Genomic DNA, 13,591 nt, shown 5'->3' with positions numbered 1-13,591 from the left:
CTCCTTTTTCGTTTTTATTCTTACTTTGTTTCAAAATTAATAACGTCATAGTTCAAATTTAATTCGTTATCCATTATATTTTTCTTAATTAATTCATTTAACGTATTCTTCGCATGAGTGCTTATCGCAGGGTTTTGCGAATTTAAGTCTCTCAATACCTGATCCTTTAAATGGTGGGCATTGATATAATGTGGATACTTAAGTTTTCTTCTTTCCACTTCACAAATAACATCAGTCTTGTAAGAGTCATAAAGATTATCTGGTGTCTGCAATCCTTCTGGAGGATAAATAATCTGAATAAGATTTCTAACTATTGGAATCTGGTTCCAATTTGAAGTTATGACATTTCCAAATGCCCAATTCACAAAGTCAGAACATACACCTAGCTTTGAATAATCCTCTTTATTTTCAACTTTCTTTAATGCCTTCTCTTTGGTACGAGTCATCTTCTTTGCACTCTTTTCATTAACTCGAAGCCATGCAAAATTTGTGCGATAATCATCATAAGTATCGCAGCCATCAGAATGACACTTGCGATATCCCTTCTTTATCTCGAGAAAAGGAGGCATTTTATCTTCCTCTTCCTTTCCCCAATTAAAGCTAAGAGGGTAAAATCCCATCGTATTTATACGCGTATCACGCTCTATTTCTGTAATGATCTCAGCGTGTCTAAACTCTAGACTTCGATCATTAAACTTTAAAAACTCGACAAGCTTGATGGCCCCTGAAGTTCGAGGACTAAAGTCTTCAAAAAGATCGATATCACTTTCTAGTGATCTTCTAAGGAGAATATTTCCTGGCCCGCCAAGTAGTGAGCATACTTGGGTAGCACGATAATACTTAAACTCCATCTCTTTAAGACCAAGCGTTGGATCAAGCTCAATCACTACTAATCTCTTATTTAAGCTTTTAGCTTCTAAAGAAAATAAGTTGAAAGTCTTATATACACGAGATAAAAGTACGCGCGCATTTTTTGTATTTGTCTTTGTAAGATTTACTAGCTGTCTAGTCTGTGACACTAACTGTGTAAGCTTTGCAAACTGTGCTCCATCATTGATATCAAAGTCTTCGAGAAGCTCTTCTACTTCCTTTAAGATCTTCTTATATTTGATATAGTCATAGGATTCGGCAGTATATGGACGACGATATTCTTTTCTTGGCCCATGATTCCTTTTAATAAACAGTGAAAGATGATCAATCATTCTTGTTAGTGAAATCTCTAATTCATCTTGTGCATTATAGAAGTCACCTAGTAATTCTTCTTTTTGCTTAAGGAATTCTTCCTGCTTTTGATATACCCTTGCAACCTCTCTAAGTGGTTTTGAAATTTGAATATAAATATCTTCTTCTTTTAACATTTCTGCTAAATTAAGCGCTGATGCTGAAATTTGAGAGATAAGAATCTTACGAGAAGATGGTAGCTTCTCGTATCCCTTTGTCTTAGAAAATGTTGGGATAAGCTTATCTAAGTATTGAATGAACTCGAGTGTTTCTTTATAGGCAAGCTCATCTGTGTACTCACCTTCTTTATCTGTGCCTAGTTGGCCCTTCTTTAAAACTCTCTTGTGAAACTTTCTAATAGCAGAATGAATATTCTCATATTGGTAATAGGCTTCTGTATATCCATTTCGCTGATATTCTGAATTATGGATTTTGGCCATATTTCTTAAGCGAACAAGAATCTTAGAAGATGCCCTCTTCATTGATAAAACTTCACGATTAAATTGCGTTGAAGCAGATGCTAGGATCGTGAAATTGAATACAAGAATAGTGACGAACTTGATTAAAGTCGATTTCTTTAGGTTTTGCATGGCAATTAATATGCAAAAAAAGTGCCACCCATTTTGATTAAATTATAAGCATTTAGAGTTTAGAAAGTGTTCAGAATTTAGACAAATAGACATTTAATCAACAAATAAAAAAAGGCCTCACTATTGCGAGGCCTTTACATTCTTATTATTCGTAGTGTTGTTGTTCTGGTTCCCCAGTATTTATTAAAATTACTTAATTAGACCAATTTCTCTTAGTCTTTGATTTAGGAAGTCTCCAGCTGTGATATCTTCCCACTTCTTGCCTTCACCTACACAGCTTTCTAAACAAGCTAGAGATGCTTTTGAGTGCGGGTGCACAAAGTATGGCATAGAGTATCTTTCTTCACCAGAATTGTCTGGGTTGATTACTCTGTGAGTAGTTGCAGGAAGTACATTATTCGTTAGCCTTGCCATCATATCTCCAGAATCAACAACAAGTTGTCCTGGTTTAGAATCTACATCTAGCCAAGTTCCATCACGATCTAAAAGCTGTAAACCTGATGAAGTTGCACCAACAAGCATTGTGATAAGGTTGATATCCTCGTGTGCACCGGCCCTAATTGAGTTTGTTGTATCGTGACCAGTTGTTGGCGGGTAGTGAATCGTTCTTAGAATTGAATTTCCATCATTAACCATATCTGCAAAGAAGCCTTGTGGTACGTCTAGCCCTTTTCCAATTGCTTCTAAAAGAACATTTGCAGTAGCATCCATAGATTCATAGAGAGAAAGAAATTTTTCTTTAAAGCCAGGAACTTCTGCAGGCCAAATATTTTCAGGATAAACCCCTTTGTATTGTGAAGTCGCTGCAAGCTCACGCCCAACGTGCCAAAACTCTTTTAGGTCTGGGTGCTTGCTATCTTTTGCGTGCTCCATTCCAAATGGAGTATAGCCACGTTGACCACCGTTTTGTCCTTGGTAATTAAGCTTAGTTTCCACAGGTAGAGAGAAGAATTTCTTTACCATATCATATGCTTCATCAACTTTATTTTGATCAACAGTGTGATTATCTAGAATGATAAAACCGTATTCTTTTAGGCCGTACATTAAGTCGTCGACAAATTTAATCTGATCAGCAGTCGAGCCTTCAGTGTAAGAAGTAAGGCTTAATTCTGGAACTCTTCTTTCATTATTATTTGCAGTACTCATAATGACTCTCCATATTTGATGTCGATTTATTTTAGTAGATAAAAATTTATTACAGTGCGCATAAATTAAAGTCAATAATGACAATTATAAGCCACGACTAATACACAATGCAATTACATATAGTTAGAAAGGGATTTTGAGAAATTAGATAGTAAGGATACAATAATTATGCCTTAAAAATAGCACTTCCTACACGAATACAATCACTGCCTAATGCAAGAGCATCGGCCATATCACCGCTCATTCCCATTGAAAGCTTTAGCTCTTTATCGACAGCATCACGAATTTCTACTAACTTTTTAAAGCTATCACGAGGAGCAGCTCCATTAGCAGCGGCCATGGTCATAAGGCCCACGATATGAATATTGCTAAGATCTTTGGCCTCGTCGATAAAATTTCTAACAGAGTCAAGATCCCAAAGGCCGCGTTTTTGTTCTTCACCACTAGTGTTAACTTGAATATAAAACTCGCAAGGAGACTGAAGCTTTTCATTGAAAAGGCGCATATGCTTTAAGCTATCAAGAGATTGAATACATTTTAAATTTGGAACCTGACAAATTTTTGAAATTTTATTTGATTGGATATGACCAATGAAATGCCATCTAATATCATGAAAACCTAATTCATGTGCCTTTTGGGCCTTAGGCATAAGTGACTCAATACGATTCTCACCAAAGTCTCTATGTCCTAATTCGTAAACAGTTATGATATCTTCAAACTCACTATACTTGGTTACCGCCAAGAGTTTATTCTTGTCACCAACTTGAGTAAGAATTTTTTGATAATTTTCAGAAATCATTTTTCAGATTTTTTCTCTTTCTTCTTAAAACTTACAGTAACTTCATAATCCTCAAGTATTGATTCTACAATTGTTTTAGGATCAACATTCTTTAGGTAACTACGAAGTTCTTCTCGAACAGAAATGACAAAATCCTCTTTTGTCTTTTTAGCGTTTGTCATAAGTCCAGATACAATATCTTTTGGCAAAGGCAGATCATCTAGAACCTTCTTTACAGATTCTTCTGTCATAAAAGCTGCCCCAATACCAATTGAGACAACTTTCTTTATCGTATCACCTAAAATTCCATCTGACTTATCTGTTTTCTTAGACTCGCTCATAATCGACTCACTAGTTCTTTGCGCGCTCGTAGAAGCTTTTCATCATAGAAGGCAGTGATGTTTCAGTAAGCTTATTCACGATCATCTTAGCGCCTGGGATAAATCCTTTGACTTCGATCTCTAAACTATATGTTACTTCAGTTTTACCTTCACCAAGATCTTTTAAATCCCATCCACCGTCGTTAACTTTAAATAAATCACCTTTCTTGAATGTCCAAGCAACCTTATTAGGACGGCTCATTTCCATATCAAGTTGGTAATTTAATTTTTTAATCATATCGATTGAGTATTCAACAACACCACTTGCTTCAGTCATATCATGAACTTTAATTTCATTCACACCAAGAACAAATTCTGGGTAAGATTCAAAGTCAACAATAACGTCATATAGTTTATTAATATCAATATCAAAAACTTCAGTGCGGCTTGCCTTTGCCATAATCAACTTCCTTGTAATTATTATTTAAAAAATTAGTAGCGTGGTTTTGTATCAAATCTATGTTCAGCAACGATTCTTCTAATCGTTCCCGACTGACTTCTCATAACGATTGATTCAGTAATCGCACCCCATGACTTGAATTTTACACCATTTAAAAAACTTCCATCTGTAACACCTGTTGCACAGAACATTACATTTCCAGAAGCCAGCTCATCGATTGTGTAGATCTTATTGATATCATCAATTCCCATTGTTTTAGCACGAGCGATTTCTTCATCATTTCTTGGCTTAAGTCTTCCTTGAAAATCTCCACCAATACAACGAAGGGCCGCTGCAGCGATTACACCTTCAGGTGCACCACCTGTCCCAAAAAGGATATCGATACCACTATCTGGTTCACTACAAGCAATTGCAGCAGAAACATCACCGTCACCAATTAATTGGATACGAGCACCAGCGTCTCTTACCTGTCTAATTAATTCTTCGTGGCGAGGGCGATCTAAAATAACAGCAGTAAGATCTTGAATACGACACTTCTTTGCCTCAGCAAGTCTTTTTAAGTTCTCGGCAGGAGTATCATCAATATTGATAAGACCTTTTCCTTCAGGACCTACAGCGATTTTTTCCATATAAGTATCAGGAGCATTTAGGAAATTACCTTTTTCAGCAATGGCCATTACTGCGATTGAGTTCCAACCACCATTTGCACATACTGTCGTTCCCTCTAAAGGATCTAGAGCAATATCAAGCTCTGGGCCATTGCCCGAACCAACCTTTTCGCCAATGTAGAGCATTGGTGCCTCATCGCGCTCACCTTCACCAATAACAACAGTTGCATTACACTCAACAGAGTCTAGCATTGTTCTCATGGCATCAACTGCTGCTTGGTCTGCGGCCTTTTCATCACCACGTCCCATTAGCCTAGCTGAGCTAATAGCGGCCATTTCAGTAACTCTTACAAATTCTAAAGCGAGGTTTCTATTCATTATCAATCCTTTTAATTCAAAACATTTAGCATTATTTTAAGGAGATAAACCTCAATTGAAAAGCTTCGTTTTGAAATAAATGAATTAAACTAACGATTAAGCGCTTAAGGTTATATTAACCAATAACTTTTCGCGTTAGAAACTCAAGATCACCTTCGGAAATAAGACTCTTTGGAACGTGGGCAACAAGTTCACGTGCAAAGTCTAAACGATCCTGATCGACTGGAGTATCAATAAGGAATTCAAATTCTTCTTCATGCGTTAATGGCTTGTCAGAGCTTCTAACATTAAGAACTTTTCCTGTCTGAATCCCTTCGCCATCAGTCCACTCTAGAATAGAGTCCATCATAAGGATTTGAATTTTTGAAATTTCACCATCTCTGTGGTGCCATATGAAAATCTCAAATGGCCCATCACAACGAAGCCAAGTCTTAAGTCCCACAGGAAGCTCAAGCTGCTCATCATATTCGTGAATTGGTCTAAGATTTTTTGAAACATTAGCAACTGATAGAAAGTTTAAAAGCGTCTTGTCAAAGATATCATCTTTAATGAACTCAATTCCAAGATTGTCTTTTTCAACTCTTCTTACAATACATTTTACTTTTACTTTTTGGTCATACCAGTGAATCTCTCCAGAGAATTTATCTTCCATCTGCGCGCCTAAATCACCATCACTAAGTGTTAGACTCATTCCACCATATGAAATATCTCGAACTTGATAATTTTTCGAATTATCTTCTCTTTTAAAAACTAAGTAACTAAAAGGAAAACGTGGAAATACACGCTTTTCAATAGATTGGTGACCTGTTTTAATAAGATTGAGATGCTTTTTCATAGCTCGAGTTATCCTTTTATTCGATTTAAGTAATTTATGTTAATTATTATAGACGTTTATGGGCCGAAGGTTTAAAGTTTAATAAATAGGAAAAATCTTCATTGAGTAAATATGTCGGAAAATAAAATGCAAAACTCACATAATACTGTCTCGCAAAAGGAAATTCTCAGTGAATGGGAAATCGATAATCTCCCCAATCGCCTTACAATTTTCCGAGTTGCACTCATCCCCGTTATTTGCCTGACCCTTTACCTCTGTTTATTCGAAGAAAATATTTTTAAGGCCACTGTTAAAACACTTGGCTATATTGCGGCATGGACATTTGTCCTCGCATCATTCACAGACTTTCTAGATGGCTATATAGCTCGCAAAAGAAATATCGTTACTGTGTTTGGCTCATTTCTTGATCCAATTGCAGATAAGTTCCTTGTTGTCTCATCTCTTATTCTTTTACAGGCCCTCGATCGCGTCAACGTGATTGTTGTCATTGTTTTAGTTGTGCGTGAAATGTATATGACAGCGCTTCGTCTACTTGCGATGGAAAAAGGCCTAAAAGTAAGTGTTAACCAACTTGGAAAATGGAAGACAACATTTCAAATGATGGCCATTCCAATGCTTATGGCCTGGGATAAACCATTTGGTTTCTCATTCCCATTAGTAGGGACAATACTTATTTACCTTTCGTTCGTTTTTTCTGTTTTCTCGGCCCTAGTTTATACCTTTGGCTTATTTAAGAAGATTTCAGAAGTAAGAAAAGAGCGAAAGCAAAAATAAATAGAAGGATCAGCCATGCCAAATAGCTTAGAAAACGGAATAAAAGAAATCATTATCACCGTATCAGGACAAGACCGTCCAGGTATTACAGCTGGCCTCATGAAAGTTATCAGTGAGAACAATACTGATATAACTGATATCAACCAAGCAATTACACATAACTTATTGTCGCTATCTTTTGTTATTAAGATGAGTGAGAAGAAAGGTGAAAATCAAAATGTTCTTAAAGAACTACTTTTCACGGCCCATGAAATGGGACTTAAACTTGAGTATTCGATTGTAAGTGCAGAGACAACTTATAAAACTCCTTATAATAGCTTTATCTTAAATTGTGTTGCGCCAAAGAAGATCTCTGCAAATTTTATCGCTGATGTTGCCCAATGCTTAGCACATAACGATATTAACATTTACCGAATTGATAATGTATCAAAAGAAGGCTTTAACTCTCTTGAGGTTCTAACTGACGTACCTGAGAAAGTTGGCTTAAATAAGGTAAAGTCCGATCTACTAAATATAAGCAATCGTCATCATACAGATATTGCTTTCATCCGTGATGACGTCTTTAGACGCTCAAAAAGACTTATCGTCTTTGATATGGACTCAACACTAATTCAGGCCGAGGTCATTGATGAGCTTGCAAAGGTGCACGGAATAGGGGCCAAGGTTTCAGAAATCACAGAAAGAGCAATGAATGGTGAGATTGATTTTAATCAATCTCTCATTGAACGCGTCTCACATTTAAAAGGCTTAAGCGAGAAGACACTACAAGATATTTCTTTAAATCTGCCTCTTACAGATGGTGTTGAAGACTTTATTCGCACAGTAAAGAAATATGGATACAAAGTTGCTGTCATCTCTGGTGGCTTCACTTACTTTGCTAATTACCTAAAAGAGAAATTAGACCTCGATTATGCGTTTGCTAATGAACTTGAAATTGAGGGTGGCGAGCTCACTGGACGTGTAAAAGGAACAATTATTAACGCTGACCAGAAGGCCGTTCTTGTTAACCTTATTGCTCAACAAGAAAATATTTCGCTTGAACAAGTTGTTGCTATTGGGGACGGTGCAAATGATCTTCCAATGCTAGCGCAGGCCGGCCTAGGAATCGCCTTCCATGCAAAAGACATCGTGCGTAAAAATGCTCAAAATCACATGAGTCACGGACCAATGACATCTATCTTGTACTTCCTAGGTATTCCAGGGCCAGATTCAAAACAATAAGTATTGTGATTGTTAGAAATTTTATAGGTGAACTAGTTAACAAAACCTTAATTTTTCATTGGCGGGCCAAGACTAATTTGATAAAAAGCTCTTATGCGTGAAATGTTACAATCAAAAATTCACAAGGCCGTGGTTACACAGGCCGACTTAAATTACATCGGTTCAATTACGATTGATGAAGAGTTACTTGAGCTTGTCGATTTATGGCCAGGACAAAAAGTTCTTATCGTCTCTAATACGAATGGAGCGCGCTTAGAAACTTATGTTATCAAAGGCGAACGTGGTTCAGGAGAGATTTGTCTAAATGGTGCTGCCGCTCATCTTATAAATGTGGGCCACGAAGTTATCATTATTGGTTTTCAAATGACTGACCAAAAAGATATTAGACCAAAACAGATCTTAGTCGATAAGAATAATAAATTTATTCAATACCTCTAATTTTTTTAGCTATGCTACAATAGTAGTTATGTTACTAAAGCTAAGTAAGAAGCATGACCTCTTTGAGGCCAGCAAAAATATTGATAATTACTTATCCGTAGAAAATCTCGAATTCTCACTTAAGCACTCGTGTCACATCATAATCGACTGTGCAAAACTATCGTCTTTAAGAAAGCTATATATCTACGCCCAAGCTCAGTGCAAACTTACACTGAGTAATGCTCAAGAGCTTGAGATCTTAAAGCTCAAGGGAGTATGCAACCTACAAGAGCTAGCAGGAAGTCATCTTAAAAACTTAAAAATACTCCAATTAGCAAATTGCAATCTTACAATACTTCCTAATTGGTGCGTGGAACAAAGCAAGCTTGAAAGCCTTGAGCTACAAAACAATCAACTTACAACTCTTCCTAATGAGTTTGAGTGGCTCAAAGAACTTAGACGCTTAAATATCGATAACAACAAATTTGAGCAAGTGCCACGAGTCCTTGCAACAATAGAGAAGCTACACCACCTTTCATGTGACAATAATGAAATCACTGATGAAAATCTTTATGAATTTAGAAGACTCAAAAATAGCTAAACTTCTGGCCTAATACGACTTGATGCTTTTCGGATTCGATCAATTAAAGTTTCTAATAAATTTCTAAACCACTTAGGTTGCTTACTTAAATAAGCTTCAAATTTAACTGAAGGGATGACTATTAGCCTTGAGTTTGTCAGTGCCTTGATCGTGGCACAACGTGGCCCTCGATCAAAGAAACTCATCTCACCAACTAACTCTCCAGGAAAGATCGTTCCAATCTTAACCTCTTGGTCATTTCTAACTTTATAGACCCCAAGAGTTCCCTCTTCGAGGATATAGATTTCTGTACTCTCATCACCTTCACGAATAAGATATTGATTAGCATTAATGAATAAATTAGTTGGGCTACTCATATCACTATCCTTTTAAACTTTTATCTTTTCATTAGTTGAACGAAGGCGATCGGCCAAGGTCTTCATCATACTCTGTAACCATTTAGGCCTCGACTCGATAAACTCATTGAATTTTTGTGCATCAAAAATCTCAAGCTCACAATCAGTAATGGCCTTAACAGTGGCACAACGAGTTCTCTTATCAAGAAAACTTACTTCACCGACAAATTCACCACTATAAATCGTTCCTATCTGTTTCTGTTCACCTTCAATATCTTTATAGACGGCCAGCGTGCCTTCTTTTAAGAGGTACATACAACTACTTTCCTCGCCTTCATTGATGATGGCCTCACCTGGAATAATATGAATAGTCTCTCTCATTTCTTCTCCGATAAGCTAAACAAAGAGAATACGGTGACATTCCTTAATAAATTCGCTTTGCTGCTGAGTAAGTTTAAAATCTTGTCTTGATAAATAATAATCCTTGTCGACGATTAGATCAATTAAAGAAGGATTTTCTGGATTACAAGCAATAACTTTAGCGTACTTAGCTGTTACCAAGTAGTCTGCGACCTTGAATGAAAACTTAGGAGTTGCACCGTAAACCCAGTCCCAACTCATATTTGACTGAATCTTTTCCATCAGGGAATCGATCATACAAATATCTTGTTCAGCTAATTCAAAGGCCTCGCTCTGGGTATTATAATTGAACTCAAAAGACTTCTTAATGGCAGAAACAATAACTGACTCATTAATATCAGCATTTACTTGCTTCAGATTTATCACCTGTGAAGGAACAGACTTAACTCCCATGGCCGCTTCGGCCGTAAGTTTCGAGCGCAGAAGATCATTTAACTGATTAAGGTTAGCATCAATTAAAAGCGTTCCATGATGAAGGGCACTATGTTTTGTTTCTTTAAAGGCACAACCTGATATTTTATAATCCACTTCATTATGTATAAGCCTAAGATCATGACGATGATTTTCAAAAGCATCAATGCCCAAAGACTTAAGTCCTGATACAATAATGGAAGCGTTCTTAGATTTATCGTAAGCAGACTTAGGGCAAATGAAGGAGTAGTTTAAATTACCTAGGTCATGATAAACACAGCCCCCACCACTTTGTCTTCTAACAAGATTAATCCCAAGCTCTCTTATTTTTTTTACCTGACACTCAATCCATGGATTTTGAAATTTCCCCATCACAATACTTGGAGCACTCTTCCAAAGAATGAGAATTTGCTCATGACTATTATCAAGCTGATGTTTACGAAACAAATAATCTTCAAATGCTAAATTGACATAGGGATTAGTTGAATGGATATAGTAGAATTTAATTGGAGTAGAGGCCATGTGATGAGCTTATTATTCCTCACTTAAGCGTTCAATGACACTTGCATCCAGGCCACTTACATCAAATTCCTTAAGCGCACGAGTTGACTTACGACATAAGTTTAGCTTTTCAAGTAATCCTTCACTCTGATCAGGAAAAGACTCATCCTGTAATTGAATCTCTTCGATTGTTTGCTCAAAAGGTGCACAACCATTTTTTAAGATAACGAAAGAAAGATACTTAGATATAGGAAGCTCTTCAAGATTAGTGCGAGAACTAATAACAGAGATATACTCTTTACTTTTTTCTTTAAGAGAGTCTAACTGACGTGATAACTCGAGCTCAGTATTCATTAGAGGTCGAGCAAAAGTTGCAGAAGTTATAAATGTTAAAAATAGGGCAAAGAGAGTACTTAAATTATTAAATCTAGCTAGGCCCATAGAGTCTATTATTTTCATATGTAATTCCTTTTACATAGCTGCTATTTTGACTCAATTTGTCTTATTTGGCAACGTCTTGGCAAATTTTAATACTTCCGCAAAATTATTTGCCAAATATTTCACACCTTCTAAAGGATAGCGATTCTTTAGATGAATCGTTTCGAGAAGAGGAAAGTTGAGTTGATCACTTTGTTTATCCCCTACCATATATGATTTTTTCAAATCAACAGCAAAGTCAAAACAAGCTTCTAGCAGCATCCCTGGGTGAGGTTTTCTTAAAAGAGAATGGTACTTATACTGACCAACACCCTTTAGAAACTCAAATGGAGCAATATAGAAAGCATCAATTAAATGATGAAGTGATTCATTTAATGCACTATTAAATTTTTCAACATCAGTATACTCAAACTTACCTTTTGATACACCTGACTGATTTGTCAGAACAATCTTAAGCCTAGTCTTATTGTAATCATCTAGTAGAAACTCGTAGGCCCCTGAGACTAATTCGAGTTCTTCAATTTTATGAACATAAGAATGGTCGATATTTAATACTCCATCACGATCTAGAAAGAGCGCCTCTTTATAATCGCTATCTTTAAAGTAGCGCTTTAGAACAGGCATAATTTCTTTTGAAAAATTTGGCATTCCCACTGGATCAATTTGATCGATATAAAAAACACCACTAGCACTATAATAATCAGCACAAACAGAGATATCTCTCACATCTGGAAAGAATTTCTCACAGGCCTCAAGTTCATCTCTATCGAGATTTAACTTAGAAAGGTAGTAGTATTCGCAATTGCCTTTTTTTGGCATTTCAAAAAGATTAAAAAGATCAGGTTTCACACTACTTTTTGTCGTAATTAAGAGTACTGTTTTATTATCATTCAAGTATGCTCGTAATTGGGAGTCGCCAGAGAATTCATGAATTTCAAATTTTCCAGAGTCACCAAAGCATTCTTTAATTTCTTGAAAGTCTCTCTGACATAATACAATATCAAACATATTAATCCTTTTTGTAATCAAATTTCATCGAGCAATTAATCTTGTACGATGGCGCTGTAAACTTATTCATAGGTTTTACGCGAATCTGTAGTTTATCGTTTTCAATCTCAATATTAAATGAAGAGATCTCCGGATTAAGTTCACAGATAGAGATCTTAGCGGCCTGGGCATAATTGACAACGTGGCAAAAATCTAATTTATAACTATTGTGTTTATAAAAACATATCCCTTGGACAACATCTTTATTGCCTAGGCCCATAAGTGGCAATAGCGACGAAATAAATTTATCTTTATCCTTTTCCAGTAATCCTGAAAATATATCGTGATAATGTTTGATTAAGCTTCGATACAGTTCAAATAGATCCTCGCGGTCCTCTCCTTCAAGCTCCCCAGGAAGTTGGGTCATCTCCCATTGCGAATCAAAACGTCCACTGTACTCAAGATCATAGCGTTCATAGAGCTTTCTATTAAAGCGAGAAAATTCCTGATCGATATATTCATTCAATGTATGTTGAGTAAAATCAATATCTGAGTAAGACTTGAAATACTTTTGGAAAATACTTTTAGCTCCGGCCGATTTGGTTGTGATATTGGCCCCACTCTTAACTAACTTTAAGCTAATAGGAATAATTCGCACTTTATCATCAATATTCACTTGAGCAACAATATCTGCTTCATGGAGTTGTGACTTTATCAGATGATCACTTAACTTTCCAACAACTGTAATATTGGTAATATCACCTTTTATATTTACATTTATAGCCCTGGCCATCTCTCTAGCAAGTTTTGGAAGTTCATCCAAAAGAGTACGCGCATGAAGCCTTAACCAACTTTCATATTCGCGCATCATTCTCATTAGCTCTTGATCAATATTTTTAAGAAAATTTGCTTCTATTTTATTTAAAACGGAAATTTCCTTGGCAACGAGAAACTCAAAAAGATTACCTTTGATCTCGTTTTTCAAAGCTTCAAGTTGTGTACGGTTATGAATTTCTTTGAAATTATTAATGAATTGGTTATTGCCAGAGCTCGTAGACACTTAATTTCCTTAACTCGTTAAGCTGCAAAAAAATATGTTTTTTTTTGTGGCCAAGTGAGTATCTCTTTATTATTCTTTCTTCAATAAATG

Annotated in this window: 17 protein-coding genes; 4 read left to right on the top strand and 13 right to left on the bottom strand. The window is 36.1% G+C overall.

What is annotated here, in order from left to right; translation table 11 throughout:
- Positions 1–20 precede the first annotated feature (20 nt).
- The 7 genes from C0Z22_RS04440 to C0Z22_RS04410 form a co-directional block, all read right to left on the bottom strand.
- Positions 21–1,811, bottom strand: a complete 1,791-nt coding sequence (locus tag C0Z22_RS04440) for a hypothetical protein (protein ID WP_103217137.1) — start codon at positions 1,809–1,811, stop codon at positions 21–23.
- A gap of 189 nt (positions 1,812–2,000) precedes the next feature.
- On the bottom strand, positions 2,001–2,957 hold the full coding sequence (locus tag C0Z22_RS04435) for an isopenicillin N synthase family oxygenase (RefSeq protein WP_103217136.1): 957 nt from the start codon (positions 2,955–2,957) through the stop codon (positions 2,001–2,003).
- Positions 2,958–3,123: 166 nt separating this feature from the next.
- Positions 3,124–3,756, bottom strand: coding sequence for a YggS family pyridoxal phosphate-dependent enzyme (locus C0Z22_RS04430; protein ID WP_103217135.1), 633 nt, complete (start codon positions 3,754–3,756; stop codon positions 3,124–3,126).
- Complete coding sequence (locus C0Z22_RS04425; protein WP_103217134.1) at positions 3,753–4,076, bottom strand: hypothetical protein; 324 nt, start codon at positions 4,074–4,076, stop codon at positions 3,753–3,755. The genes C0Z22_RS04430 and C0Z22_RS04425 overlap by 4 nt, the downstream gene beginning before the upstream one ends.
- A 10-nt stretch (positions 4,077–4,086) precedes the next feature.
- On the bottom strand, positions 4,087–4,515 hold the full coding sequence (locus tag C0Z22_RS04420) for a type II toxin-antitoxin system RatA family toxin (RefSeq protein WP_103217133.1): 429 nt from the start codon (positions 4,513–4,515) through the stop codon (positions 4,087–4,089).
- A gap of 32 nt (positions 4,516–4,547) precedes the next feature.
- Positions 4,548–5,501: a class II fructose-bisphosphatase gene (glpX, locus tag C0Z22_RS04415; RefSeq protein ID WP_103217132.1), complete on the bottom strand. Its 954-nt coding sequence runs from the start codon at positions 5,499–5,501 to the stop codon at positions 4,548–4,550.
- A gap of 115 nt (positions 5,502–5,616) precedes the next feature.
- Positions 5,617–6,336 carry a PilZ domain-containing protein gene (locus C0Z22_RS04410; RefSeq protein ID WP_103217131.1) on the bottom strand — a complete coding sequence of 240 codons (720 nt, stop codon included), beginning with the start codon at positions 6,334–6,336 and terminating at the stop codon, positions 5,617–5,619.
- A 126-nt stretch (positions 6,337–6,462) separates the two neighbouring features.
- Between C0Z22_RS04410 and pgsA the strand changes: the two genes are divergently transcribed.
- The 4 genes from pgsA (at position 6,463) to C0Z22_RS04390 (ending at position 9,349) form a co-directional block, all read left to right on the top strand.
- Positions 6,463–7,110, top strand: coding sequence for a CDP-diacylglycerol--glycerol-3-phosphate 3-phosphatidyltransferase (gene pgsA / locus C0Z22_RS04405; protein WP_158246809.1), 648 nt, complete (start codon positions 6,463–6,465; stop codon positions 7,108–7,110).
- A gap of 15 nt (positions 7,111–7,125) precedes the next feature.
- Complete coding sequence (gene serB / locus C0Z22_RS04400) at positions 7,126–8,331, top strand: phosphoserine phosphatase SerB (RefSeq protein WP_103217129.1); 1,206 nt, start codon at positions 7,126–7,128, stop codon at positions 8,329–8,331.
- Between the two features lie 93 nt (positions 8,332–8,424).
- A complete protein-coding gene (panD, locus tag C0Z22_RS04395) occupies positions 8,425–8,769 on the top strand; it encodes an aspartate 1-decarboxylase (RefSeq protein WP_021267374.1) in 345 nt (114 codons plus the stop codon).
- A 28-nt stretch (positions 8,770–8,797) separates the two neighbouring features.
- The gene (locus C0Z22_RS04390) at positions 8,798–9,349 is read left to right on the top strand and encodes a leucine-rich repeat domain-containing protein (protein WP_103217128.1); all 552 of its coding nucleotides are present in this window, start codon (positions 8,798–8,800) and stop codon (positions 9,347–9,349) included.
- On the opposite strand, the gene C0Z22_RS04385 is transcribed toward C0Z22_RS04390, so the two are convergent.
- Genes C0Z22_RS04385 through C0Z22_RS04360 form a run of 6 tightly spaced genes read right to left on the bottom strand, consistent with a single transcriptional unit; the run spans position 9,346 to position 13,501 of the window.
- On the bottom strand, positions 9,346–9,705 hold the full coding sequence (locus tag C0Z22_RS04385) for a Crp/Fnr family transcriptional regulator (protein ID WP_103217127.1): 360 nt from the start codon (positions 9,703–9,705) through the stop codon (positions 9,346–9,348). The genes C0Z22_RS04390 and C0Z22_RS04385 overlap by 4 nt on opposite strands.
- 12 nt (positions 9,706–9,717) lie before the next feature.
- Positions 9,718–10,065, bottom strand: coding sequence for a Crp/Fnr family transcriptional regulator (locus C0Z22_RS04380; protein WP_103217126.1), 348 nt, complete (start codon positions 10,063–10,065; stop codon positions 9,718–9,720).
- Between the two features lie 15 nt (positions 10,066–10,080).
- The gene (locus C0Z22_RS04375) at positions 10,081–11,037 is read right to left on the bottom strand and encodes a lipoate--protein ligase (protein WP_103217125.1); all 957 of its coding nucleotides are present in this window, start codon (positions 11,035–11,037) and stop codon (positions 10,081–10,083) included.
- Between the two features lie 12 nt (positions 11,038–11,049).
- Positions 11,050–11,475 (bottom strand): hypothetical protein, encoded by a 426-nt coding sequence (locus tag C0Z22_RS04370; protein ID WP_103217124.1) that lies wholly within the window; start codon positions 11,473–11,475, stop codon positions 11,050–11,052.
- 33 nt (positions 11,476–11,508) lie between these two features.
- The gene (locus C0Z22_RS04365) at positions 11,509–12,462 is read right to left on the bottom strand and encodes an HAD-IIIA family hydrolase (protein WP_103217123.1); all 954 of its coding nucleotides are present in this window, start codon (positions 12,460–12,462) and stop codon (positions 11,509–11,511) included.
- 1 nt (position 12,463) lies between these two features.
- A complete protein-coding gene (locus tag C0Z22_RS04360) occupies positions 12,464–13,501 on the bottom strand; it encodes a hypothetical protein (RefSeq protein WP_103217122.1) in 1,038 nt (345 codons plus the stop codon).
- Between the last annotated feature and the right edge of the window lie 90 nt (positions 13,502–13,591).

Origin of the sequence: Halobacteriovorax sp. DA5 (genome assembly GCF_002903145.1) — a bacterium.
Taxonomy (GTDB): Bacteria; Bdellovibrionota; Bacteriovoracia; order Bacteriovoracales; family Bacteriovoracaceae; genus Halobacteriovorax_A.
The sequence above is the reverse complement of the archived record's forward strand: the minus strand, read 5'-3'. Positions and strand labels throughout refer to the sequence as shown.